Source organism: Gottfriedia sp. OAE603 (assembly GCF_040543965.1).
Lineage (GTDB): Bacteria > Bacillota > Bacilli > Bacillales > Bacillaceae_G > Gottfriedia > Gottfriedia solisilvae.
In genome coordinates, this window is the sequence record NZ_JBEUNN010000001.1 from 2,015,636 (window position 1) to 2,041,826 (window position 26,191).

28 protein-coding genes, 1 riboswitch and 1 other annotated feature are annotated in these 26,191 nt (G+C 32.5%); of the genes, 24 read left to right on the forward strand and 4 right to left on the reverse strand.

The genetic code is table 11. The features are described 5' to 3' along the window. Positions 1 to 89 precede the first annotated feature (89 nt). The 17 genes from ABID96_RS10070 (at position 90) to ABID96_RS10150 (ending at position 15,900) form a co-directional block, all read left to right on the forward strand. Complete coding sequence (locus tag ABID96_RS10070) at positions 90 to 1,280, forward strand: amino acid deaminase/aldolase (protein ID WP_192601895.1); 1,191 nt, start codon at positions 90 to 92, stop codon at positions 1,278 to 1,280. Beyond that, a complete protein-coding gene (locus ABID96_RS10075; protein WP_192601896.1) occupies positions 1,268 to 1,420 on the forward strand; it encodes a hypothetical protein in 153 nt (50 codons plus the stop codon). The genes ABID96_RS10070 and ABID96_RS10075 overlap by 13 nt, the downstream gene beginning before the upstream one ends. 198 nt (positions 1,421 to 1,618) lie before the next feature. After that, positions 1,619 to 1,898: a binding site (T-box leader), on the forward strand. Between the two features lie 58 nt (positions 1,899 to 1,956). Continuing rightward, entirely contained in the window at positions 1,957 to 3,594 is a 1,638-nt protein-coding gene (metG, locus tag ABID96_RS10080) for a methionine--tRNA ligase (RefSeq protein ID WP_192601897.1), read from the forward strand. 167 nt (positions 3,595 to 3,761) lie between these two features. Beyond that, the gene (locus ABID96_RS10085; protein WP_192601898.1) at positions 3,762 to 5,459 is read left to right on the forward strand and encodes an alpha-keto acid decarboxylase family protein; all 1,698 of its coding nucleotides are present in this window, start codon (positions 3,762 to 3,764) and stop codon (positions 5,457 to 5,459) included. 358 nt (positions 5,460 to 5,817) lie between these two features. Continuing rightward, positions 5,818 to 6,291 carry a DinB family protein gene (locus tag ABID96_RS10090; RefSeq protein ID WP_192601899.1) on the forward strand — a complete coding sequence of 158 codons (474 nt, stop codon included), beginning with the start codon at positions 5,818 to 5,820 and terminating at the stop codon, positions 6,289 to 6,291. A 274-nt stretch (positions 6,292 to 6,565) separates the two neighbouring features. Then, positions 6,566 to 6,856 carry an SAV0927 family protein gene (locus tag ABID96_RS10095; RefSeq protein ID WP_192601900.1) on the forward strand — a complete coding sequence of 97 codons (291 nt, stop codon included), beginning with the start codon at positions 6,566 to 6,568 and terminating at the stop codon, positions 6,854 to 6,856. 119 nt (positions 6,857 to 6,975) lie between these two features. Continuing rightward, positions 6,976 to 7,233 (forward strand): hypothetical protein, encoded by a 258-nt coding sequence (locus tag ABID96_RS10100; RefSeq protein WP_192601901.1) that lies wholly within the window; start codon positions 6,976 to 6,978, stop codon positions 7,231 to 7,233. 87 nt (positions 7,234 to 7,320) lie between these two features. Continuing rightward, entirely contained in the window at positions 7,321 to 7,611 is a 291-nt protein-coding gene (locus tag ABID96_RS10105) for a hypothetical protein (protein ID WP_377896834.1), read from the forward strand. Between the two features lie 320 nt (positions 7,612 to 7,931). After that, on the forward strand, positions 7,932 to 8,816 hold the full coding sequence (locus ABID96_RS10110) for a proline iminopeptidase-family hydrolase (RefSeq protein ID WP_192601902.1): 885 nt from the start codon (positions 7,932 to 7,934) through the stop codon (positions 8,814 to 8,816). A gap of 88 nt (positions 8,817 to 8,904) precedes the next feature. After that, positions 8,905 to 9,327 (forward strand): VOC family protein, encoded by a 423-nt coding sequence (locus tag ABID96_RS10115; RefSeq protein ID WP_192601903.1) that lies wholly within the window; start codon positions 8,905 to 8,907, stop codon positions 9,325 to 9,327. Between the two features lie 198 nt (positions 9,328 to 9,525). After that, positions 9,526 to 10,161: an LbetaH domain-containing protein gene (locus tag ABID96_RS10120; protein WP_377896835.1), complete on the forward strand. Its 636-nt coding sequence runs from the start codon at positions 9,526 to 9,528 to the stop codon at positions 10,159 to 10,161. 339 nt (positions 10,162 to 10,500) lie between these two features. Beyond that, entirely contained in the window at positions 10,501 to 11,985 is a 1,485-nt protein-coding gene (locus ABID96_RS10125) for a flotillin family protein (RefSeq protein WP_377896836.1), read from the forward strand. A gap of 136 nt (positions 11,986 to 12,121) precedes the next feature. Beyond that, the gene (locus ABID96_RS10130) at positions 12,122 to 12,640 is read left to right on the forward strand and encodes a GrpB family protein (protein ID WP_192601904.1); all 519 of its coding nucleotides are present in this window, start codon (positions 12,122 to 12,124) and stop codon (positions 12,638 to 12,640) included. Between the two features lie 2 nt (positions 12,641 to 12,642). Beyond that, complete coding sequence (locus tag ABID96_RS10135) at positions 12,643 to 13,026, forward strand: DUF1398 family protein (protein WP_192601905.1); 384 nt, start codon at positions 12,643 to 12,645, stop codon at positions 13,024 to 13,026. A gap of 258 nt (positions 13,027 to 13,284) precedes the next feature. Further along, positions 13,285 to 13,387: riboswitch (SAM riboswitch) on the forward strand. Between the two features lie 109 nt (positions 13,388 to 13,496). After that, positions 13,497 to 14,546 (forward strand): LLM class flavin-dependent oxidoreductase, encoded by a 1,050-nt coding sequence (locus ABID96_RS10140; protein ID WP_192601906.1) that lies wholly within the window; start codon positions 13,497 to 13,499, stop codon positions 14,544 to 14,546. A gap of 14 nt (positions 14,547 to 14,560) precedes the next feature. Beyond that, the gene (locus ABID96_RS10145; RefSeq protein ID WP_192601907.1) at positions 14,561 to 15,514 is read left to right on the forward strand and encodes an ATP-grasp domain-containing protein; all 954 of its coding nucleotides are present in this window, start codon (positions 14,561 to 14,563) and stop codon (positions 15,512 to 15,514) included. A 245-nt stretch (positions 15,515 to 15,759) separates the two neighbouring features. Continuing rightward, on the forward strand, positions 15,760 to 15,900 hold the full coding sequence (locus ABID96_RS10150) for a hypothetical protein (protein WP_377896837.1): 141 nt from the start codon (positions 15,760 to 15,762) through the stop codon (positions 15,898 to 15,900). Between the two features lie 184 nt (positions 15,901 to 16,084). Here the strand turns inward: ABID96_RS10150 and ABID96_RS10155 are convergent, their stop codons facing one another. After that, the gene (locus tag ABID96_RS10155) at positions 16,085 to 16,900 is read right to left on the reverse strand and encodes a mechanosensitive ion channel family protein (protein WP_192601908.1); all 816 of its coding nucleotides are present in this window, start codon (positions 16,898 to 16,900) and stop codon (positions 16,085 to 16,087) included. 863 nt (positions 16,901 to 17,763) lie between these two features. Here ABID96_RS10155 and ABID96_RS10160 point away from each other — a divergent pair. Together ABID96_RS10160 and ABID96_RS10165 are read left to right on the forward strand one after the other, a co-directional pair. Next, on the forward strand, positions 17,764 to 18,210 hold the full coding sequence (locus ABID96_RS10160) for an alpha/beta fold hydrolase (protein ID WP_377896838.1): 447 nt from the start codon (positions 17,764 to 17,766) through the stop codon (positions 18,208 to 18,210). A 37-nt stretch (positions 18,211 to 18,247) separates the two neighbouring features. Then, positions 18,248 to 18,811 (forward strand): class I SAM-dependent methyltransferase, encoded by a 564-nt coding sequence (locus tag ABID96_RS10165; protein WP_192601909.1) that lies wholly within the window; start codon positions 18,248 to 18,250, stop codon positions 18,809 to 18,811. Between the two features lie 24 nt (positions 18,812 to 18,835). Here ABID96_RS10165 and ABID96_RS10170 read toward each other — a convergent pair whose 3' ends face one another. After that, positions 18,836 to 19,099, reverse strand: a complete 264-nt coding sequence (locus tag ABID96_RS10170; RefSeq protein WP_192601910.1) for a hypothetical protein — start codon at positions 19,097 to 19,099, stop codon at positions 18,836 to 18,838. A gap of 646 nt (positions 19,100 to 19,745) precedes the next feature. Beyond that, positions 19,746 to 20,393 (reverse strand): PAQR family membrane homeostasis protein TrhA, encoded by a 648-nt coding sequence (gene trhA / locus ABID96_RS10175; protein WP_192601911.1) that lies wholly within the window; start codon positions 20,391 to 20,393, stop codon positions 19,746 to 19,748. A 144-nt stretch (positions 20,394 to 20,537) separates the two neighbouring features. On the opposite strand from trhA, the gene ABID96_RS10180 reads away from it, so the two are divergent. Both ABID96_RS10180 and ABID96_RS10185 read left to right on the forward strand, forming a co-directional pair. Beyond that, the gene (locus ABID96_RS10180) at positions 20,538 to 21,110 is read left to right on the forward strand and encodes a DUF1836 domain-containing protein (protein WP_192601912.1); all 573 of its coding nucleotides are present in this window, start codon (positions 20,538 to 20,540) and stop codon (positions 21,108 to 21,110) included. Positions 21,111 to 21,354: 244 nt separating this feature from the next. Beyond that, entirely contained in the window at positions 21,355 to 21,870 is a 516-nt protein-coding gene (locus ABID96_RS10185; RefSeq protein WP_192601913.1) for a methylated-DNA--[protein]-cysteine S-methyltransferase, read from the forward strand. A 121-nt stretch (positions 21,871 to 21,991) separates the two neighbouring features. Here the strand turns inward: ABID96_RS10185 and ABID96_RS10190 are convergent, their stop codons facing one another. After that, positions 21,992 to 22,354, reverse strand: a complete 363-nt coding sequence (locus ABID96_RS10190) for a hypothetical protein (protein WP_192601914.1) — start codon at positions 22,352 to 22,354, stop codon at positions 21,992 to 21,994. A gap of 154 nt (positions 22,355 to 22,508) precedes the next feature. On the opposite strand from ABID96_RS10190, the gene ABID96_RS10195 reads away from it, so the two are divergent. From ABID96_RS10195 to zwf, 3 genes are all read left to right on the forward strand, one after another. Next, positions 22,509 to 22,937: a GNAT family N-acetyltransferase gene (locus tag ABID96_RS10195; protein ID WP_377896839.1), complete on the forward strand. Its 429-nt coding sequence runs from the start codon at positions 22,509 to 22,511 to the stop codon at positions 22,935 to 22,937. A gap of 121 nt (positions 22,938 to 23,058) precedes the next feature. Beyond that, a complete protein-coding gene (locus ABID96_RS10200; RefSeq protein ID WP_192601916.1) occupies positions 23,059 to 24,249 on the forward strand; it encodes a DUF445 domain-containing protein in 1,191 nt (396 codons plus the stop codon). A gap of 425 nt (positions 24,250 to 24,674) precedes the next feature. Continuing rightward, complete coding sequence (gene zwf, locus ABID96_RS10205) at positions 24,675 to 26,189, forward strand: glucose-6-phosphate dehydrogenase (protein WP_192601917.1); 1,515 nt, start codon at positions 24,675 to 24,677, stop codon at positions 26,187 to 26,189. Positions 26,190 to 26,191 lie beyond the last annotated feature (2 nt).

The window sequence follows — 26,191 nt, forward strand, 5'->3', positions numbered from 1 at the left end:
GATTCTTTATAAAAGTAATTATCTGAATTTTATGAAAATAATATATAAAGGTGATTTAACAGGATGAATTAAAAGAAAGGATTGATGGAATGGAACAAGATTATCTATATTATAAGAAAATATTTGAGAATACAGCAAAGCCATTTGGGTATGTTGATTTTGATTTATTAGATGAAAACATTGAAAGAATTGTTTCAGCAGCATCACATAAAAACATTCGAATTGCGACGAAATCGATTCGAAGTGTTTTTATCATTAAATATATTTTGAAGAAGCATGAATTGTTTCAAGGTGTGATGTGTTTTACGGCAAATGAAGCAATGTATTTGTTAAACGAAGGAATTGAAGATATATTAATCGGCTATCCAATTTGGGATTCAGAAGCTGTGGCGAAAATTTGTCTGTTAAATCAACAAGGAAAAATGATTACGTTAATGATAGACTCTGTCGAACATGTAAAGCACCTTAACAAAATTGCTCAAATGTATAACGTTTCACTCCCTCTATGTCTAGACATCGATATGTCACTTGATGTTCCTGGTCTTCATTTCGGTGTATGGCGTTCACCTGTTCGAACTGTAGAAGATGCAAAAGTAGTTGTTGAGGAAATTATGTCGTCCTCGTCAGTAAGTTTAGTAGGTGTGATGGGATATGAGGCACAAATTGCTGGGGTAGGAGACCAATATCCTAAGAAAACTGCAAAAAATAAAATAATTACAATACTAAAAAAGCAATCAATTAAGCAACTTGCTGAGAAACGAGCGTCGACGATTCAAATGATTCAAAACTTCGGGATTTCGCTTCAATTTGTGAATGGTGGCGGGACTGGAAGTTTACATTCAACAACAAATGAGAATGTGGTAACGGAAGTAACTGTCGGCTCAGGTTTTTTCTCTCCAGGGTTATTTGACAACTATCGGGATTTTCAGTACAAACCAGCTGCAGGTTTTGCGATTGAAATTGTTCGCAAACCGGATGCCCATCTATATACATGTGCTGGAGGCGGATATATTGCATCTGGAGCAGTTGGAACAGATAAGTTACCAAAGCCATATTTACCAGAAAACGCTCAATTAATGTCACTTGAAGGTGCGGGAGAAGTGCAGACACCGATTGTTTACCGAGGAACAAATACGTTAATGCTCGGTGATCCAATATTTTTAAGACATGCAAAAGCTGGTGAGCTATGCGAGCGGTTTAATCATCTTTATTGTGTTTCTAATGGTGAAATTGTTAATAAAGTAACAACTTATCGGGGGGATGGACTATGCTTTCTTTAAAGGAAAATCAAAAAATATGGCAAAACTGGTATGGTATTGTTCAAAGTAAACCGTCACATATCGTATATTTAACTAGTGTTGAAGAAGTTGTTTCATTAGTAAAACGTTGTAATAAAGAAGGGGTGCGTTGCCAATGTTAATTGATAACTTAGAAAATGGACAAGAGCGTAGCTCTCATTAGTTAACGAAACCGTTTAAAAATAATAGATATGTTTAGTAATAGAATGGATATAATAGACAAATTTAATTAAAAAATATATAAAAATATATCTTAATATAATATATATTTGACATTGATTTTATGAAAATTATTGAATATACTAAATATTAATTATAAATTACAGGCAATGAAGAGAAAAAGTAAAATGAAGTTGTTTTATACAGAGAGCTTCAGTAGCTGAAAAGAAGCGAAAACACACATTTGAACAATGGTCTCTGAGCTTCGTACTGAACATACTTTTTGTATAAGTAGGCTACGGCGAGTTTTGACACTCGTTATCAAAGTCACAGTATAAGAGTAATATTAGCATTTTTTACTCCGTACTTGTAAAGGCAAATGGTGTAAATCATTTGTAAAATAAGGTGGTACCACGTGGAAATTCAAACCTCGTCCTTAACTATTACAGTTAAGGGTGAGGTTTTTTTGTAATTAGCTTAATTTTAGGAGGTATTATTTATGAGTATTTTTATCGGAGGTGCTTGGGCTTATGCTAACGGCTCATTACATCTTGGGCATATTTCAAGTTTGTTACCTGGAGATATTCTAGCGAGATATTACCGTATAAAAGGAGAAAAGGTTTTGTATGTATCAGGTAGTGATTGCAATGGTACACCTATTACAATCAGAGCAAAACAAGATGGTGTTTCTCCCAAAGAAATCGCGGATCGTTATCACTATGAATTTTTAGAGTGTTTTACAAAATTAGGATTCTCATATGATATCTATACAAGAACAGATACAAAACATCATCATGAAATCGTTCAACAAATATTTCTAGATTTACTTGAGAAGGGACTTATTTACAAAAAAGAAATTGAACAAACATATTGTGAATATGATCAACAATTTTTACCGGATCGATATGTAGAAGGCATATGTCCCAATTGCGGGGCAAAAGCACGTGGAGATCAATGTGATCACTGTTCAGCAGTGTTAGAACCGCTTGAATTGCTTGAAAGAAAGTGTAAAATTTGTAGCCAACCTCCGATAAAACGACTGACTGAGCATTTTTACTTCGCATTAAGCTCATTCCAAACGGTATTGGAAAACTATACTCAAGATGCAGAAAAGAGGAATCTTTGGAGAGAGAATGCCATTTCACTTACGAAGCGTTACTTAAAAGAAGGTTTGATAGATCGTGCAGTTTCTAGAGACCTGCCTATCGGTGTCAGTGTTCCAGTGGAAGGATATGAAGATAAAAAAATTTATGTTTGGATTGAGGCGGTTTCTGGATATTACACAGCAACTAAGTTATGGGCAAAAGAAACAAAGAATGACGACTCAACATTTTGGAACTCTTCTGTTACATCCTATTATGTTCACGGAAAAGATAATATACCATTTCATTCTATTATATGGCCTGGAATTCTTTCCGGTCTTGGAAAAGAATCATTACCAACACATATTGTTTCAAACGAGTATTTGACTTTAGAAAAAAAGAAATTGTCTACGAGTAAAAATTGGGCTGTTTGGGTTCCAGATATTTTAGAAAGATACAATCCAGATTCAATACGCTATTTCTTAACAATTAACGCACCTGAAAGTCGTGATGCAGATTTTTCTTGGAAAGAGTTTATTTATAGTCATAATGGTGAATTATTAGGTGCGTATGGCAACTTTGTAAATCGGACACTAAAATTTATTCAAAAATCATTTAACGGTATGATCCCTGAAAAAGTCATTTCTCCTACTATTCAAGATAAAGTTAATCTTTTATACGATGAAGTAGGTCATTGTATTGAAACTACTACTTTCAAACATGCATTAGAAAAAATTTTCGAGTTAATTAGATTCTCAAATAAATACTTTGATGACCAACAACCTTGGAAACAGGTAAATGAAGATACGGAGTCTTGTAAAGAAACGCTTGCAAATTGTATCTATTTAATTGCCAATTTAGCACATATGCTAAATCCGTTCCTACCTTTTTCAAGTAGTAAGGTAAAGGGCATGATCAATTCAACATCAGAAACAGATTGGAGACCATTTTTAGTTAAATCGCAATATTTGTCAAATGTTGAACCATTATTTGAAAGAATAGATACTCTTAAGATAGAAAAAGAGTTTGAGAGATTAACTAAGCAATCTGAATAAAAAATTACTTTTCGAAAAGATCTTTCAAAAGAACTCTTCTTTTTGTCGTTAAAAAGCGATTCAAACAATCATAAAACATAGTATAGCCTAATCAATGATAGGGTACGAATAAAAGGATACTAGTAAACTGAATAAATCCAAAAATTGGATAAGGAGTTAGTGTGAAAATGAAAAATATGAAAAGTATGGTCAAACCTGACTCTCATAATATTATGGCCCCAAAAACAGTCGGGCAGTATTTGTTTGATTGCTTGAAGTTGGAGGGCGTCACTGAAATATTCGGCGTCGCAGGAGATTATAATTTTACATTGCTAGATACTTTGGAGAGTTATAATGGAATCAAGTTTATTGAAGGCCGCAACGAACTAAACTCAGGTTATGCTTCTGATGGCTACGCAAGAATGAAAGGTATTTCTGCACTCATTACAACCTTTGGGGTTGGTGAACTAAGCGCTTGTAATCCGATCGCGGGTGCTTTCAGTGAGCATATTCCTATTATTCACATTGTTGGTTCGCCTCCAGAAAAAGATCAAAAAGAGCACAAGCTCATGCACCACACTTTAATGGATGGGAATTTTGATGTTTTTCGTAAGATGTATGAGCAGATAACTGCCTATAGTGCAGTACTAACTCCAGAGAATGCGATGATTGAGATTCCTGCTGCTATTCGAGTTGCTAAAGAAAAGAAACAACCAGTATACCTCGTAGTGGCAGATGATTTAGTAGCGAAGCCGATTATGGTCCGAGAAGTGCCATTATTGCCGCCAAGAACCTCCGACACGCAAACTCTTCAAGCTGCGGTGGAACAAGTCCGTCAACTACTAGAGCATTCTAGTAGTCCAGTGATCCTGGTGGATGTAAAATCAATGCGTTTTGGTCTTCAAAATGCAGTTCTACAGCTGGCGGACACATTGAATGTACCTGTTGCGTCAATGCTGTTCGGAAAAGGGGCATTTGATGAAACCCATCCAAATTATATTGGCATATACTTAGGCTCTTTTGGATCTACTGAAGTGCAAAGTATAGTAGAAAATTCAGATTGTATCATTGCGTTAGGGTTGGTATGGGCAGATGTCAACACCGCGAGTTATACAGCAAAACTAAATTCATTAAATACTGTCGATGTTCAACCAGACTTTGTAAAGGTCGGTAAAGCGTTGTATCCGAACATACTTGCTGAAGATATGCTTAATGCTGTGAAAAATATAGGATACAAAGGTCAAGGATTATTAAAAAAAGTGGATTTCCCTTATAATCTGAAAAAAATAAATACGGATGAGCTTCTTATGGCAGCTGGATATTATCCAATTTTTCAACAGATGCTGAAAAAAGACGATATCCTGATTGTCGAGACCGGTACGTTTTATAATGGCATGGCGGAGGTAAGACTACCGAGCAATGTTACATATATTGGGCAAGGCGGCTGGGGGTCTATCGGATATGCAACACCTTCGTCTTTTGGTGCCAACATCGCGGCACCAGAACGCCGAGTACTGCTGTTTACAGGCGATGGCTCACTTCAGCTAACTGCCCAAGAAATTAGCTCTATGCTTTATTACGGCTGTAAACCTATTATCTTCGTCTTGAATAATAATGGTTATACTATTGAAAAATATTTAAATGTGAAAACAAAGGATCAAATGTATAACAATATACCTCAGTGGTCTTACACAAAACTGGCTGAAGCCTTTGGAGGGAATGCGTTTACTACAATTGTTCGAACAAATGGGGAGCTTGAGCAAGCTATAAACCAAGCAGATATAGAATGTGCCGAAAGACTATGTATTATCGAAATGATCGTCGAGGATTCGATGGACGCACCCGAAAATATGAAAAGAATGCGTAATTATATGCTAAAACAATAAATGCAAAAAGCCAGAAATAATAAAGTCAGAGTTATGATTTTAATATATATAAACAATCGTTAAAAAGTAGGATTCATTAATAATTAATGATTCCTACTTTTTATGTTTGTTCAACTAAGTGTTTTTAGTACAGTTTAGTAAACTTCAAAAATCACTTTAGAGGGAATATCATGCATCGGAGAGAATTAACATATTATGGAAATAATAGCCTTTTTTAGAGCGACTATTTATTATTTTGTTGCATTAAGTTTGTTGATACTTATTTAAATGAAATGCTTCATTTAAAGTTGAGTATCAGTAAGGCAATTCAACGATGTTTTAATATGGGAAACTATAAACAAATTAGGAGTTGAAGTGAATGGAGCAATTTTTATTCAATCAGTTAGCTTTTGTAAGAAATCAAACTTTGAACCTACTAGACGGAGTTTCAGAAGAAATGGCTGATCGAATTCCAGAGGGATTCAGAAATACAATTCGTTGGAATGTAGGGCATATCTATGTTGTTGTAGAAAGATTTGCGTTTCAATACTTAGGGCTTCCACAAAATTTACCAGAAGGTTTCAAGGAACAATTTGAATACGGTACTTCACCTTTAAATACCCACGAATATAGAGTACCTACTCTATCGGAGTTAGAAGAACTTCTTAAAGCACAACAAATTCGAATTCAAGAAACTCTTTCAGATCGAGTAGACGAAAAAATAATCCCACCGTATACCACTTCGGCAGGAATGAAATTGGAGACACCAAAAGAATTTCTAACGTTCAATTTATATCACGAAGGAATGCATTTAACCATTATTAAACTTTATAAAAAGCTTTTATCATGTTGATTAAGCTAAAAAATTGAATAAGTATATCCTAATTGAGGATATTTTATAGCTCTCAATTTGCTTTTGTATAATTCAAATTTGGAATAATGAAGCACGACCTTAGGCTATACAATTGAAGACAATTAAAATATTTAGAGAAAAATAAAGGGAAATCGTATATTCATATATAATTTAATATAAAGGCAGTTTGTATAGAATTTCTTTATTCTTTAAATCACTTAACCTTTCAACATAGGTTGCTTAAAGAAGCAAATTACAAAAAGGAGTGGTAAAGATGAATTTTCACATTTTATCGGAAGAGAAAGAAACTCAAAATATTCATTATTACTGTATCGCTACTGAAAGTCATCGATACGACTTTGCGATTATCTTTTCAGGGAATTTTCTAGGTAAAGCCATGGTTGTTTCTATTCAAAGCGAACGCATGGTGTTAATTTGCAGGGATGATATTAAACATCCTGAACATTGGGTAGAAAAACTTGGTATTAATCCAGAAGACGTCCCAGTTCTTGAACAATTTTTCCACAGCATCTTGGGACAACAGATTTTTACCGACCAATATTAATTTATTTGAGTCTCCGATGTATTTGGAGACTCTTTATTTTGAACGGATTGAATGAGTAAGTTATATAAAATTTGGCAAAATTGCTTTACGATCATCATTCAAAGGAGCGGTTAGAAAAAATGAATAAATATAGTCTATTTTCGTTTATATTTTTAGGTATCTTTATTATATTGGCCTACTCAATAATTAGTAGTGAATTTGCTCACTCTGGTAGAATACAAATCCTTACAATAATTTTAATGCCCGTTATTGGTTTATTAATAGGATTAAAAGGGAAGAAGGGTATCTTAAAATGGGTACCAATCATACTTAACTTTTTTTCAATTTGTTCAATTATTCTTCTATTTCTACTTGCTAATGGGATTGGAGAAAAATAGTATCATGTGAATTTTTAGGTATCTATTACTTATAAGTGTTGGAAAAATAAATATATTTTTTTGTTTAGAGTTAAAGGAGTAATCGTTATGACAAATTATTCTTCATTTGAATTTTATGATGATGAACATATACTAACTTATGTTTATGAACTGAATTGGCATCTACCAAAAGATATACAATTAGAGAGTATGGATATTCTTTTCCATCTTCCAACAGATAAGGTTGATCTACTTATACCTAAATATAGTAAGGCTTGTTGGGAAAATGCAGTAGCTGTTATTAAGAATATAGGCTATCCAAGAAACGAAAAAGCTTTACCAAAATTAGCAGAGCAATTGCAGGATAGAAACTGGCCCGGGACTTTAGAGGGGATTTAAGTATTTAGGGAATTAGGTAAAGAAATTAGTACTAAATATATAGAAATAGAATGCGAAAAAGCAGTCAAAGAAAATGACGACGATTGGTGTGAACACTTATTTTTTGCGTGTGATCGTTTAGATATAATAGAATTAGACTTTCAAAATAGTACTACATATAATAACTTAAAAGAATTAGCAGAATCCCTTGAGTAGCCCCTTTTATAAATTAAAAATAACTTGTTTAACTAGCGCGTGAGATAGTTTAATAAAGTAACGTATAACATATAAATAGTTCAACAGTTTTGATTCTAATGAAAAAGCGTTAAGGAGAGAAATAAATGAGTATAAAAGAAGGTTTTATTGACGTAACAGGGGGGAAGGTTTGGTATCAGATCCATGAAAAAAACACAAATTCCACACCAGTAATTGTTTTACATGGTGGGCCAGGTTCCTCACATTATGCATTACAGGGATTGCAAAAACTAGCAGAGGAACGTCCAGTTATATTTTATGATCAGTTGGGATGTGGGAAGTCTGACCGTCCAACAGATACTACTTTATGGAATATTGATCGGTTTGTTGAAGAATTAGGGCAAATCCGTGAGGCACTTTCACTTGATGAATTTCACATTTTAGGTCACTCTTGGGGGACAACCCTTGCTGCAGCATATTATTTATCCAAACCAGACGGTGTGAAGAGTATCATCTTTTCAAGTCCTTGTTTGAGTGCTCCACTTTGGGCTGAGGATCAAGATAAAAATCGAAAACTGCTTCCTCTTGAGGTTCAACAAACTTTAAAAAATTGTGAAGAAAATGGAACAACTGATTCTGAAGAGTACAAGAATGCTACAGCGGTATTTAATAAGCATTTCGTTTATAGACTCGAGCCGAACCCGGAATTTATAAAAAATGGTGCACATTTAAGAAATAGGGAAGTATACAATATTATGTGGGGACCATCTGAGTTTCACGTGACCGGTAATTTAAAGGATTTTGACTGTACTTCGAAATTAAAGGATATTCATGTTCCAACGATCTATACTTGTGGTCGTTTTGATGAAGCAACTCCTGAATCAACTAAATATTTCAGTACACTTACACCAAATGGAAAATTCCATGTATTTGAGCAGAGTGCACATATGCCTTACTTAGAAGAACCGGAAGAGTATTTACGAGTGATTGGAAACTTTATGAATGATGTTGATGTAAAAGGTCAAAAATAATCCTCATTGTCGTTCATAAAGCTTTTTTAAATACTAATACATTTGTCGTTTAGCAATAGTAGCAATAAGCTAGTTAGGAGAAACTAAAATGATTCAATCAATTGTACATATAGCCTTAGTTGTAAAAGATTATGATGAAGCTATAAATTTTTATACTAAGAAGCTAAACTTTCAATTAATAGAAGATACATACCAGCCTGAACAAGATAAGAGATGGGTAGTAGTATCACCTCCGGGTTCAAATGGTACTACAATATTACTAGCAAAAGCATCTAAACCAGAGCAAGAGTCTTTTATAGGGAACCAAGCAGGAGGAAGAGTTTTCCTCTTTCTAGGTACAGATGATTTTTGGAGAGATTATAACGAAATGACTTCAAGAGGCATTGAATTTGTAAGAGAACCCAAAACACACGATTACGGTACTGTAGCAGTATTTAAGGATTTATACGGAAATTTGTGGGATTTAATACAGTTCTCAGAAAATCATCCTTTCGCAAAAAGGATTTATTAAGATTTATTTTTCCACTTTTTCAACATAAAAATAGCATGAGTTTTTTACATATACATAATTTATTAATTTAGTTGGAAATCAAAGCTGCTTAATTAGCAGCTTTTTTTATGGTTTATATGCCGTTTTTAGCAAACGAATCTATATTTTATTAAGGCATAAAAAGTTAACAAAAAAATAGATTGTAATTGAGGTGATAACTTGAGAGAAAATAAAGGATCAAACGCCTATTCTAATAATCCTTCTTGCTGTTTTGAACCTTTCATAAGTCCAAACCCAATAACTTCATATAATCCTATTCAACATTATCCTACTATTGATCAAACTGCTTTTGTAAGTCAGTTTACGAGTGTTATAGGTGATGTAACGCTTAGAAACAATGTGTATGTGGCTCCTAATGTAACAATACGTGCTGATGAAGGAACACCTTTTTATATAGGTTCTCACACAAATATCCAGGATCGAGTCATTCTGCATGGTTTAGCAAATAAAAAAATTTCAGTTGAAGGAAGAAAATTTTCAATCTTCATTGGTAATGAAGTGAGCATAGCCCATGGAGCTCTTATTCATGGTCCATGTTATATCGCTGACAAAGTATTTGTTGGTTTTAATGCAATTGTATATACCGCGATTGTCGGAAGTGGAGCATTTATATCCTACAATGCGGTAGTAACAACGGTGTCACAATTCCTGCAAATACATTTGTGCCACCTGGAACAGTTATTGATTCTCAAGAAAAAGCTGACGCACTATCTCAGGTACCTAGTGATAGTAATGAATTTGCTATTGCAGTTCAACAAGTCAATCAGGAATTACCCGCATCTTATCACTTGCTAATTGGAAGAAATCGTTGCTCTTGTGGAATGGCATATAACCATAACTAAGTAAGAAATCTATCTTAGATCGATACTTCTATTAAATTACTAAACATTTAACGCATGTTTTATAGAAAAATAATGGGCTACTTCGGTAGTCCGTTTATTATTTTTAGATTCTTTATAAAGATTGTTGCTTATAGAATTAGAATCTCTTAAGTCAGAAGTTGTAATCAACTAACGCGTACTTTATTTGCAAAAATGGATAAGTAAACGGACATTTTTTAACAAGGGATATAATCATTTATGTCGAATATACAATAAATGTAATATTTTGGAAATTTTAGAAGGAGGAATTGCAATGCTAAGTTTTTTAGGAGGACTTTTGTTTTTAATTCCCGTACTGATCATAGCTGCAATTGGTGGTGTAGCTTATTTTTTTTGGATCAGATATCGTTACCGAACGGCAAAATCAAATCAAGCATTAATTATTACAGGTCCGAAATTAGGTGATCCTGAGAAAGAAACGAATATTTTTACAGACCAAGAAGGACGATCAATGAAAATTATTAGAGGTGGTGGATACCGTTTAAGACGTTTCCAAACTTCAACACCTGTTAATCTGACATCCTTTCAATTAAAGTTATCAACGCCAAGAGTCTATACAAATGGTGGTGTACCAATTGTTGCAGATGCAGTAGCAATGGTTAAGGTAGCGGATACTTTAAATGGGATCGCAAACTATGCAGAACAATTTTTAGGTAAGAAACAAGAAGAAATTGAAGCAGAAATTATTGAAGTTCTTGGAAGTAATCTACGTGCGATTCTTTCTAAAATGACGGTAGAAGATATTAATAGTAACCGAGAAAAATTTAATCAAGATGTATCTGAAGTTGCACAAAAGCAGCTTGATTTAATGGGATTTAAAATTACATCATTAGGTCTAACAGATTTACGTGACGCTGATGAGGAGAATGGATACTTAGAAAACTTAGGTAGACCACGAATCGCTGAAGTTCGTAAATTGGCAGAAATCGCTGAAGCAAATAGTGAACGTGAAACTCGTATACATAAAGCACAAACCGATCAAGAGGCAAAAGAAGAAGAATACAAACGTCAAATTGCAATCGCAGAATCAAAAAAGGAAAAAGATATAAAAGACGCAGCCTTCATGGAAGAAACCGAACGTGCTCGTGCAAAATCAGAACAGTCTTATGAACTTGAAAAAGCAAAACTAGCAAAAGAAGTAAAAGAAGAAGAATTATCACTAAAATTCCTAGAGCGTGAACGTGCTGTTAGGCTAGAAGAAGAGGAAAGTAAAGTACGTAAAACAAAAGCAGATGCAGAATATTATGAAACAACTCGTAAAGCAGAAGCTGAGGCACGTAAAGCTGAGATTGATGGGGAAGCAAAAGCCAAAATTCGTAAAGCAGAAGGTTCAGCTGAGGCGGACGTTATTCGTGAACGTGGTAAAGCAGAAGCTGAAGCACGTAAGTTATTAGCTGAAGCGATGGAAAAACATGGTGAGGTCATTATCACAGAAAAGTTAATTGAGATGCTCCCTATTTTTGCAGAAAAAATTGCTCAACCTCTTAATAATATCGAATCGGTTAAAATTATCGATTCAGGTAACGGTCAAGGGATCCCATCTTTTGGCAAGAGCATTACAAAAACAATGGTTGAAATGCAAGAGCCATTAAAAGAAATGACAGGTATTGATATAGCTGAATTGATCAAGTCATATGCATCCAAGACGAATGGCTATAAAAATCAAGGCGCTGTCACTGTTTTACCTGAACAAAGTATAGAAAATAGCAAGTCTGATGGAACTAATACTATCGAATAACTATTATTTTTATAGAGTAGCCAACGGCTACTCTTTTTTTGAAGTAATTTTTATATGTGTTAAATTAGTAATGAAAAAATTGAACAACATATACGTTCGTAAAATAGATGAGATTTAAGGAAAATGAGGACAAAACATGGATGGAAAAGTAATTATTGAGGATTACTCACAGCAATGGGCTTTAGAATATAAAAAAGAAGAAACAAAGATTAGAAATGTTTTAGGTGAAACTTTAATTCAAATTGAACATATTGGAAGTACCTCAATTGAGAACCTAGGATCAAAACCCATAATTGATATGATGTGTGGAGTAAAACATATAAATGCAATCCAAGACTTTATTAATTCATTTGCTGAAATTGGATACGAATTCGTTTGGCATGAGGAGTTTCCCGAAAGGCGTTTTTTTAGAAAAGGTGAATATAGAGCAGGAACACACCACCTTCATATCTATGAATTTGAAAGTGACTTTTGGATAAATAATATTTTATTTAGAGATTATTTGAGAAAGCATCCTGATGTACGTAACGAGTACTATCATTTAAAAATAAAATTAGCTGAAAAATATCCAAATGATAGAGTTTCATATACAAACGGAAAAAATGAATTTATAAAATGCATTGTTAAAAAGTCTAGAAAACTAAAGGAGACATAATGATGAATACTAAAATAACAGAATTTGAATTTCAAGAAATAATTCACAGACGAAGTAAAGGTGAAATAGACTTTCCTCAATTCTTAGATGAATTGTCTCAAAGAGGCATAAACGAATATGAAATAGACGTTGCAACTGGTCAATCTACTTATAAGAGAGTCAATTCAGAATTTAAAACAGATTCACAAATAAACTTAGCGATCTCAAATCAATTTGATAGAAATAAAGTATTAGAGGCAATTGCTAACATTTCACAACCTTTTTTAGAATTCTTAAAAGAGATTGCGGAGGCAGGAATTGTAAGCTATCGTGTCTGTATTCCTGAGAAAAAGGTTACATATTTCGGTATTGGTGAAGAAAAAATTGATGAGTCGCTAAATATATGAAATAATTCTTAAGCCAATTATAGAAATGTAATTGGAGAGGTGTTTTAGTGAATATGATCTTAATAAGGGAGAAAAACTCCAGATTATTGAGAGTATTGTAATCTAATTAAAACAGGGAATATAGACGAATGACAGTTTTAAAGTAGCTATCATCATCAGTAAAAAAATAGTTTAACATTAGAACTAATTAATTGACAATTAAAAAAAAATAAACTATTATCACTTTATTAATAAAAAAGTTTTGAATTTATATTTTTCTTCTTATCTAGAGAGGTGGAGGGACTGGCCCTTTGAAGCCTCGGCAGCAGGTTCTTATGAATACTGTGCCAATTCCAACAAGCAAATGCTTGAAAGATGAGAAGAGGGTTTTTAAACTCTCTTCTTTGGAGGAGAGTTTTTTATTTTGAGTATAATTCCAACTTAGTAGATAGGTAAACTTAGTGATGTTAAAAATAAGGGAGAGAGTCTAGATGAAATATGGTTTTTGGTTGCCGATTTTTGGAGGCTGGTTACGAAATGTAGACGATGAAAATATGCCGCCAACTTATGAATATGCAAAAGATGTTATTCAATCAGCTGAAAAATGGGGCTACTCAACTACTTTAATAGCTGAATTATATTTAAATGATATTAAGGGACCAGAGCATGACTCTCTTGAAGCTTGGTCTACAGCAGCAGCACTTGCAGCGGTGACGGAAAAAATAGAAATTATGACGGCGATTCGCCCTGGGTTTCATAATCCAGCTGTAGCAGCAAAAATGGCAGCAAATATTGATCGAATCAGTAACGGACGATTTACATTAAACGTTGTATCTGCTTGGTGGGCAGACGAAGCACGTCAATATGGTGGTATTTTTACAGAACATGATGAACGTTATGCTCGGACCGAAGAGTTTATTGATGTACTAAAAGGTTTATGGACAGAAGAAACCTTTAATTATTCTGGCCAATTTTACGACTTGAAAGACACGAAGCTTGCTCCAAAGCCTGTTCAAAGACCTAACCCGATTTTATATGCAGGTGGTGAAAGTGAAAAAGGCAAGCAAACCATTGCAGAAAAATGTGATGCATATGTAATGCATGGTGGAACTGTTGAAGAGATCGAGCGAAAAATAGCAGATATGAAAGCCCGACGTGAACAAACTGATAATGTACCATTCAGTTCTTTTGGAATGGCTGCGTATGTAATTTGCCGTGATACTGAAGAAGAGGCAAAAGCTGAGCTTGAAAAAATCACAAAGGTGAAGGATTCAAGCGGATATGCTGGCTTTAAAGACTTCACTACAAAGTCACAATTAGAGCAACAAATCCAATTACAGGATTACTCGGTGTCTAACCGAGGTCTACGCCCAAATTTAGTAGGAACTCCAGATCAAATTGCAAATCGAATTTTACAATATGAAGAAACTGGCTTAGACTTATTATTATTACAATTTTCTCCTCAACTTGAGGAAATGGAACGATTTTCAAAACAAATTATGCCATTAGTTGAACAAAAACGTAGTTTAATAAAGAACTAGAAAGGGGTCGTAAAATGAGTAAAATATATGTAATTCATGAAAATAGTGAGTGGACAGTCCATTTAACAAAAAGATTGGAGGAACTTGGTGTTCCATATGAAGAGTGGCATTTAGACGAAGGAACTTTAGATTTATCTACCGAACCACCAGAAGGTATTTTTTATAGCAGAATGAGTGCTTCTTCACACACACGTGATCACCGTTTTGCGGCTGAATTTACTGCGCAAGTATTAGCTTGGCTTGAAGCTCATGGACGTACGGTGTTAAATGGAACGAATGCATTAAAACTAGAGGTTAGTAAGGTTTTGCAATACTTAGAATTAAACAAGTATGGTGTTAAGACGCCAAAAACAATTGCAGCGGTCGGAAAAGAAAACATTTTGAAGGCAGCTGAAAGCTTTGCAGGACAGTCATTTATTACGAAGCATAATCGTGCAGGTAAAGGATTAGGTGTTCAATTATTTCATAATATCGAAGCATTAAAAGCTTATGTGGAAGGAACTACTTTCGAAGAACCAGTCGATGGCATTACCCTAATTCAAGAATACATACTGTCTCCTGAAAGCTATATAACTCGTTGTGAGTTTGTCGGAGGAAACTTTGTATACGCTGTAAAGGTTGATACTTCGGAAGGTTTTGAACTTTGCCCAGCGGACGTATGCCAAATTGGCGATCTATTCTGTCCGGTTGGAGAAGAAGTAGAAGAGAAACCTAAGTTCCAAATTATTGAAGGATTTGAAGATGAAATTTTAAATAAATATAAAGACGTTTTAGTTAATAATAATATTCAAGTAGCTGGAATTGAATTTATCAGAAATGCTGAAGGAACAATATTTACTTATGATATCAATACAAACACGAACTATAATTCTGATGCAGAAGCAAAAGCTGGAAAATATGGCATGCTTGAATTAGCTTTATTTTTAAAGAAAACATTAGAAGAAAACTACACTACAACAAAAGCTTAATTTGATGTAATTACAAAAACATAATAAAATCTATTTAAGAAGGAATTTCACTGTTGAAATTCCTTTTTTGTTACATATTAATGAATGATTCATCTTATGTTTTTAAACTATTAAATAAAAAATATAATAAATTGTTTGATTTGATTAAGAAATGTCCTGAAAATAAGCGGGATGTTTTACCTGAAGGTTTTAAAAATAGTATTCATTGGCAACTTGGTCATATTCTTTAGTCTACTGAAAACCATGTGCTTCGGCTTTCTGAGCAAAAGAAGGTTCTACCAGAAAGCTATCATACATTCATTGCATATGGTACAAAACCACTTGATTGGAAAGAAGAACCACCTACATGGGATTTATTAATTGAACAGTTGAAAGGAATAGCTTGATTATATACATGTAGCTATGTATGGTAAACTTCATATTGATGTTAAAAAGAATTTTTAGAAGCAAATACAATTGAAGATTTACTAATTAATAATGTATCACATGTTTCCGAGCATCTATGTATCATATTTAGCATGATAAAAGTTTTAAATAAATAAAAAGCAAGAGTAATGTACTCTTGCTTTTTTAATGGCTTGCATTTAGACTCTCTGCCATCATCAAATCGTATTGGTAAGCAGCCTTCGCCAATTCATATCTAACTTTTTTTCCTGCTTCAACATAGAACGATTCCTTCACAAGACCAGATAAAGAGAATCGGTTACCTCTGAAATCCACATTCAGTTCAGTAATTTGGTTGAATCTGAAACTTTCCACAGGAACACCGTTTTCATCCAGTAACAAGTACTCACCATATTTCTCGTTACAAGTTTTTGCAACTTCTTCTAGCACCTTGAATGCTTCATCTGGATTTTGCCTATAATTGAGGACAAGACTCTCGTTCACACGTCGCATCCCACGGTTTCCGTTTTGAAGCTCCGTGATATTACTATAAGAGACAGTATATAGGTAACCATCATATTGGCGGATTTTCAAGAAGCGCATACTAATTTCCTCAATTTTCCCCTGACGGTTTCCGTTAATGATCACATAGTCACCATGATGAATTTGTCGCTCAAGCAAATATGTTAGACCCATTATATAATCACGAATGATATGCTGGAAGATTAAAGCCACGGCACCTGCCACAACGAAAGAACCAGTAATAAACTTGCCAAGTTCGATGAAATCACTAATCACATAAAGTAAGAAGAATATCCATCCAAATACTTTTGTAACCTGTTTAGCGAAATGCATGATTGTCTCTTCACGCTTTTCATCTAACAAGCTAGTTTTATCAAAGAAAAGCTTGATCGATTTTCGGATTAAATATACTGTGAATATAATCAGCAGTGCCACAGCTAAAATTCTTACGGGCAACTGATCGAACAGTTCTAAAAACATATTATCAACTCCCACTTTTTTCAATATACCATAGAAATGTGGATAAGGAGAAAGACCTTTCTTACCAAAAGTACAAAATAATAGTTTTACTTAAATCAGTTAATCTATTGATACTCTAATAATATCAAGCTACATCATAATTTTGTAACATATTTTGTCTGTTTAATCAGATAATCAGTTAGGGGAAGCGTTAGAAATAAAATATAATTTCTATTATACTGGTATCTTATTAAACACGTTTTCATAGAAATTGTAGTAGGAAATTTTAGATATTTAGGTGTTGAACATGCTAATAAGACTTTTTAATGAATCTAAACGGTCTACTAAAATTACTCTTTTGACAGTGTCTACTCTAAAACTAGTTGGTGGTATCATTAAGATTATTCTTTAATTTCAGGCGTTGTGACCTGAATTTTCATATTCGAAATAAGTTTCAATGGGCTGCTTCGGTAGTCCTTTATTTTTTTGCTAAAAGGATTCATCAGAATTATATGGAATTTAAATTAAATAAAAAATAATTAGGAATTTTGGGGTGATATAAAAACAAATCGAGGAGCATTTGAGATTTTTACAAAAGGAAGTGGAGAACCAATACGTATTACTCATTTATATAGTGAATTTAATGAATTAGGTAATTATTTTGCAGATGTATTCATTGAAGAATTTACAGTTTACTTAATTAATTTAAAAGAAGCAGGTAACTCATGCAAGGTAATGAAGGACGAAGAATTAAGCATGCGAGAGACTTGTTTAGATTTAAAAGATATTAGAATTGCGCTTGGCCTTGAAAGATGGATCTATGCAGGTAATTATTAGTAGTAGGAGCCACTGCTACTAATAAATATATGGTCCATGAGAAAAGTATGTATTGCCCTAAAAGTCCACTAAATCATAAATTAAAAGAGATATTTGCCGTTTTGAAATCACCCAAGAAAAAAGACATGCGAACAAAGAATGGACTGATTTGTCTTTATATAATGTTGAAAAGCGTGAGGAATAAGGAATATTTTTCAAAACCGAGTAGTGGTAAAGTCGTACAAAGAAGATTAGATTATTTTTCTTTTTGTGATTTACCGAAATATGACATATTAACTGAACTTACTAAAGTAAAAGTGCCTATTTTTGTTTATTGTGGAAGGTATGATGCACAATGCCCATTATATTTTTCTGAAGAAATAAATGAGAACTTAATAGAATCAAAACTATATATTTATGAGCGCAGTAACCACTTACCATTTTTAGAAGGAAAAGAACAATTCATTGAAATGGTTTCTGACTTTAAAAAACTTGTATTAAATGTTACTAATTGAAAGTTCACAAAAGTAAAAAATTAGTTAAGAGTTGGAGGTGTTCGATATTCATCAAAACGAATTGAAAGTAGTAGTAGGGGCTGGTGCATTTAACAATAATCCTGGTTGGATACAAACTCAGGAAGATGAACTTAACTTATTAGAAGCATCTACTTGGGAAAATAAGTATAAACATAACTCAATATCAGCAATCTTGGCTGAGCATGTTTGGGAGCATCTTACTTTTGAAGAAGGTGTTGAAGCAGCTAAAATATGTTATAAATTTTTGAAATCATCGGGACATATTCGTTGTGCTGTACCAGATGCTTTTTTTCCAGATGAAACCTATCAAAATATCGTGAAAGTAGGGGGACCCGGACCGAAAGACCATCCTGCTGCAAGTCATAAAATCGTTCATAACTATAAAACATTAACTCAAATGTTTGAAAATGCTGGATTTGAAGTTATATTACTTGAATATTGTGATGAAAGTGGAAAATTTTACTATAGTGAGTGGGATGCGAATGATGGTGTGATATATCGTTCAAAAAGGTATGATGCTAGAAATCAAGGGGATCAACTTGGCTTTCCGTCGCTAATAGTCGATGCGATTAAACGATAAGTAATCAATGTGAGACTAAGACTATTATTCTCCTCCATCACCGCCATCATCACCATCGTCACTTTCATCGTTCTCAGCATTGTCTTTACTACCATCAAAAATATCATTGATTCGATCTATCAGATTTTTCTTCTGATCTTCATTTTCAATCAAATGATGTCCATTTAAGAAACTCTCAATTGTATATATTTTAACTGCTTGTTTTTTGTATTTTGAAACAAGAGTAAGACTTATAATGATAATCATAAGTAAAATTAACATGATTAAAGATATTTCTATTATGTTCAAAACAGTTCACACCCTTTACTTGTCCTTTTTTTAGAATATGAATTATCTATATTTTAAATGACATTTTCTTAGTGATACTAATAGTTTCTTTATTGTAAAACTAGAAGTATTTATAATTAATTTATAGTTTGTAAGAGAGAAGATATTAACCTTATAATTGGCGGTATCGGAATCTTAACAAGTACTATTTTATTCGGAATGACAGTTATTCCATCAACAGGAAAATCGTTAAGTGGAGTAGCATTAGAAAACGACCATTCGTTTTATTTAATTGGAACAGCATTATTTAACAATTCATTTATTTCGATAATAATCAGTTTAGTATTCCTGTTTGTTGGCATATGGTATTTAATTAAAGGAATTAAAGAGCATTATAATTTCAGCTAATGAATGGATTTGTTGTATAGCCTGAGTCACAGTCGGGGCTTTTTTTTGTGATTTAACTAGATTCTGGAGCTAAGTAACTACTTCTAATAGTAATCAATAATTAATCATTGTTTACATTTGAAGTAGTGAGTAGTTTGATTGGCAGTATGGCATCAATTATTGTAATGATTAACAGAAAAGTATAGGTAATAAACGAAAAAATAAAAATCCTTCTAAATAAAGAAGGATTTTTATTTTTAATCCACCGTCTGTAATTTTATCAAATAACAAATATATAAACACATAAGAAATGCGCCAAACTACCAAGCATGATAAATATATGAAATATTTCATGGAATCCCCAATTTTTAAATGATAAAAATTTAGGTTTTAGACCATAAATTACACCACCTAAAGTATAGAAAATCCCGCCTAAAATGAGTACTGCTAACCCTTTAAAACTAATTGCATCAGCTAGGGGTACTGATGCGATAATGATTACCCATCCTAAAGCAATGTATAGTGATGTAGATAACCATCTTGGGCAGTTAAACCAAATTAATTTAAATAAGATCCCACATAATGCAATAAAGACCACGATTGAAAACATAATCCAACCTGTTAAACCGTTTAAACTAATTAAACAAAAAGGTGCATACGTACCTGCAATTAATACAAAGATCATAGAATGATCCATACGTCTTAGGAAGGCAATCACCTTATCGTTCGCTAATACCATATGATACGTTGTGGATGCCGCGTATAAGAGAATCATGCTTACACCAAAAACTACAACTGCTGATATATGTAAAACAGTTCCCCCAGTAAAAATGGTTTTGAATAACATTGCAATTAATCCACAAAGTGACAGGACAGCCCCAACTAAATGAGTTAGGGAATTGATTGGTTCACGCATATAATTCTCCATGTTTTTCTCCTCCAACTATGTTATGTAGTATTGATAACTACATACTACGTTATCACTGATTACATAACGTAGTCAAGTGTTTGAATTGGAAAATTTTTATGTTAAAATATACTTACTTATGAAAATAAATAAACAGAGGTTACTATGATAAAAATTAATGACTTAATAGAAAAACTAGATTTAGATAAAAAAATAGAATTGGAAGATATACCTGAAATTGATCTATATATGGATCAGGTTATTCAACTATTTGATAATAAGTTTGCGAAAACGGATTCGGAAGAAAAAATCCTAACCAAAACGATGATTAATAATTATGCTAAAGCAAAGTTACTGTTTCCAATTAAAAATAAGAAGTACACGAAGAAACATATCATTTTAATTAGTTTGATCTATCATTTAAAAGGTGCATTATCAATTAATGACATAAAAGATACATTAAATGGACTTAACAAAAAAATACATGAAGAAGACGATTTAAATATAGATGATTTATATAATAGCTTTTTAGAAATTAACGAAAAAAATGTTACAAATTTCAAAACCGATTTACATTCAAGAGTTAATGATGTTAGCAGTCTTTTAAATGAATCTGACCAGAAAGACTTAGAATATTTTGAGCAATTATTATGTATAGCTTCATTTGTTAATATTAGCAATTTATATAAGAACGCTGCAGAAAAGTTAGTGGCAGAAATCCAATTTAAAGATAAATGATGCAATAATAAGAACCAGTAGCAAAAGATTGCTATTGGTTTTTTTGTATGAAAGATAACAGATTATTATCGATATGTTGCTCTTTCATTCATAGTTTCAACTTCTTATATGACTTAGCGGTTATAATATAACGACAGGATAAAGTAATTGATTGGAACGGATGATTTCAAAATTTTGGAAATTAAATGCGGACTGTTAAAAAAGATTCAATCAATTTCTTAATGAGCATTAGGAGGTTAACAAAATGAATCATAAAATTTACTGGACATTATTGACACATAGAGACTGGAAAATATATATAGCGGCAACAGAAGAAGGATTATGTTTTGTTGGGTCTTTAAATCAATCCTTTGATGAACTGAAAGAATGGGCAAAAAAGCGTTTTCGTAACGTAGAACTGATTGAAAATAATGATGTTTTACAAAACTATTCAGAAGAAATCATAGAATTTTTAAAAGGGGATCGACAACAATTTTCAATTCCAATGGACTTTCAAGGTACACAATTTCAATTGGAAGTATGGAACGCTTTAAACAACATTCAATATGGTGAGACAAAAACATACAAGGATATAGCCGATATGATCAACAATCCAAAAGCAGTTCGTGCAGTTGGAACTGCAATCGGTAAAAATCCATTATTGATTATGATTCCATGTCATCGTGTAATTGGTAAGAATGGTACACTTACCGGCTATCGGGGTGGATTAGCTATGAAGAAGATGCTCTTAAAAATGGAACAGCAATATAAATCTGTTTAAATATTTTCAATGAGATATAAGATGAAATAAAAACAGTAGAACCATCTGTTCCTATTGTAAGAAGCTTAAATATATTAACATAAAAACAAAACAGACCATTGTTCAATTGGTCTGTTTTTCGTTATCTTTCCCAAATCTGCTTTTTTTGATAATTGTTCCCTAATATCACTACTTTATTTATATCTTTATAATTTCCTTCTATACTAATTTTTCCATCTTTAATCGATTTACCATATTCATTAACTAGTGCTCCTCGGAATTTGAGATATACAATATGATTTTTATAAGTTTTGTCTATACCACTAATCATGATTCCGCTCTTAGGGTTTGATGCATGGAGATCAATTACATTCTCAGTAACTTCGACTTTATTAATCAATAAAAAATTTGTATCTTGAGTGATGCCCCGGAAAAAATTGAAATAGATAAAAATTGATAAAATGAATATAACAGATGCAATGACAAAAATTATTTTTCTACCCATTTTTCAAACCCTTCCCATCCCTAGAATATTAAATTGATACATTCTATTAATTTATAGAAAATCCTTTCTTAAAATCACTAAAATTTGGTATTTTTAAGTTAGACATATTTTAATTTCTTACTTAAAACATTTTTTTGAATGGAGTTGTATCATGATGCCGGAAGTTAAGATTATGCAAAGTGATAAAGAAATCATGCTTACTTTTCATACAGTTAAACAACTAAGACCTCATTTAGATCAAACTGAATACATTACTAAAATCAGACGTTTAATGGAAAGACATGATTATACATTAATAGCGGTCGTTGATGAAAATGAAGTAATGGCTGTGGCAGGTTATAGAATAACTGAATCATTAGCATGGGATCAATACTTATATGTTGATGATTTCATTACAAACGAAAGCAACCGAAAAAATGGATATGCTCAAATATTATGGAATTGGTTAATTGCAGAAGCCTTGAAAAAAGGATGTAAACAATTCCATTTAGATTCAGGTGTAAATAGATTTGATGCTCACCGTTTTTACCTTAAGAATGGTTTAGACATTACATGTCATCATTTTCAAAAGAATATTGACTGATTTGTTTTTTTATGCAATTTTAGTATTCTCTGCATACAGTCATGACGATTTTTCCTAAATTTAGTATTGTCATCATTCAGTGATATACTTAATTCAAACAGCAATAGGAGGCAATAAATAAATGGTTGAAAAAAATTCAAAACGGCTTGCAAATCTATCTTTGTTGGTTGCATCAACTGGATTTGTCGCAACAATGCCGTTTCAAGCAAAAATCATTCAAATATTATCAGGAGGGTTTGAAGCTGCACTAGTAGGGGGACTTGCCGATTGGTTCGCTGTTACAGCAATGTTTAGACACCCACTTAATATACCAATCCCACATACAGCTTTACTTCCTAAAAATAGAGCTAAAATCACTGAAGGTATTTTGTCTTCACTGAATAATCAATGGCTTAGTAAAGAAAGTTTAATTGAAAAAGTAAATGAACAAAAATGGATTGAAAAAGGTGTAGATTCTTTTGAAAATATGCTAAATGATGAAGAGTCTAAAGAAAAAATCATATCTTCCATACAAGAATTTGGCTCTTCATTTCAAAAGGAATCAATAGAAAGAATCATTCAAGATGCATTACATACAACCCTTAAATCTATATCAAGCGAAAAAATTTGGAGCAATGTGATCGACAAGATTTTCCAAAACGAGTGGGATGAAAAAACATATGAATTTTTAATTGATAAAATTGAAGATTATGTAAAAATGCCACATATAAAAGAAGTGATTGGAAGAGAAATCATTCAATTTATTGAAAGAAAATTCTTTATGATTAAAGCTTTTCTACCAATGATTGGCGAAGAAAAGATTATTGAATTTATTCATAATGGATTACTTGATTTATTAATTGAATTAAAAAATCCAGAAAGTGATCGACGTAAAACAATCCTTTCATTTATTCGAATTGAAGCTGAGAAAAGTAAAACAAATGAAAATGTTATAAGACAATTAGATGAATGGAAAAATAGTGGGGCTACCTATGCAATACAAGAAGTTACAAATTGGATTCAAAATAAATTAGCAGATCGTGCGTATATATTGAAAACATTGCTGCGTTTACTTGAGTTTATTAAAAAATCTGGTTGGGTAAATAAAATAGACATTAGCTTTAAAAAAATCTTAAATCAATTAATTGAGAAATATCACTATAAAATTGGCGAATTAGTCCGAATGAATATCGAAAAATTATCTACAGAAGAAATTACAGATTTATTAGAAAACAAGATTGGAAAAGATATTACTTGGATTCGTGTAAATGGAGCAGTATGTGGGTTTATAATTGGGATTATTTTATCTACAATACAAATCATCTTCAAATGACCTTTTAAAAAAGAGAGACATTTGGTCGGAATAATATATTTTAAAACCGAATCATTTTAAAGCCTTGGGTAACTTTACATAGTTATTCAAGGCTTTTTTGATATATGTTGAAAAAATATCATCCAAATTCTTGAATTTTAAGCATTTTATTGGTAACTAAAATTTTTTTCTTGTATTATAGGGAGTGTGAAAAAATATTTTTCGAGAATAAATGACAAATACCTTTCTCAAAGATATATATTTACATTGAAATCCTTCTGACTAAATTAAACGGATCAACCCTTCATTAAAATAGGATTTTTCAGTACTTTTAATCAAAGAATTTCAGATACATTTTTAAAATTTAATATATAACCGAACTTTTTATGTCTTTAAAAAGATAATAGATAAATAGATTAAAAGGTTCGAACTTAGGGGGTTTAGTAATGGATTCTATGTCATTTGTATTATTTGGAGGTACAGGTGATTTAGCAAAACGAAAAATTTATCCTGCTTTATATAATTTATTTATTGATCAGAAAATGCCAAAATCATTTTCAATAATTGGACTCGGTCGAAAAGAGATTTCAGATAAAGAGTTTCAGCTACAAGTGAAACAATCACTACAGACATTTTCTAGACGTGAATTAGAAAGTGATGAAAAAACTGAGGCTTTTCTCGAATCAATCCGTTATCATCAATTAGATATTACAAAAAAAGAAGGATTTCTTGATTTGTTAAACCTTGTAAAAAAACGCGAACTTGAATTAAATATTCCTGAAAACAGATTATTTTACTTATCTGTAGCTCCTGAATTATTTGAAACAATCGCATTTAAAATTAAAGATAGTGGCTTAGGCACAACTAAAGGATGGAAACGTCTAATCATCGAAAAACCGTTTGGACGTGACTTAAAATCTGCAAGAGATTTAAATGAGAAATTAAGTAAATCTTTTAACGAAGATGAAATATATAGAATTGACCATTACTTAGGTAAACCAATGGTTCAAAATTTAGAAGCATTAGAATTAGCGAACCCAGTCCTTCAGGCATTGTGGAATAATAAATTTATTGCAAATGTCCAAATCACTGCAAGTGAAACTGTTGGGGTGGAAGAAAGAGCTGGTTATTATGATAATGCCGGTGCAATTCGTGATATGTTCCAAAATCATATGCTTCAGTTATTAATGATGACTGCAATGCACTTACCAAAAAATGTTACAACAGATGAAGTGCGTACAGAAAAACGTAAAGTTTTAGAAGCACTTAGACCGATGACAAAAGATGAAGTTACATCTCATGTTGTACGTGGTCAATATGCATCAGGGGAACAAAATGGTAAAAAGCTTATAGGATACAAACAAGAGCCTGGAATTGATATTTCATCTCAGAATGATACATTTGTAGCTGCTCGATTATGGATTGATAACTCTTTCTGGAAGGGTATACCATTTTATATTCGTACAGGTAAACGTTTAAAAGAAAAATCGACGCGTATTGTGTTTGAATTTAAAAACCCTATGCAAGATGATCTATATAAAAAGAGAAATGAATTAGTTGGACCAAATCTTTTAGTAATTGAGATCAATCCAAGCGAAAGAGTTTCATTCTATTTAAATAGTAAAAACATTGATGGGAAAATTGAACCGGTTCGTGCAGATTATTTAGCAAATGCCACTGACCAACCAGAAGCTTACGAATTACTAGTACATGATGCAATTCGTGGAGATGCGAAGTTTTTTGCACACTGGAAAGAAGTAGAATTAGCTTGGCAATTTGTCCAACCAATTCTAGAGGCATTTGAAGAAAATTTAACACCACTTCATTCATATAAAGCTGGTTTATTTGGCCCCGATGCATCTAGTCAATTATTGGCTGAAGATGGATTTAAATGGTGGCTTGACTCGGATTCAGAAGAATCTGATCTTAGTGAAAATAAGAAACTAAAAAGGAGTATCTAAAA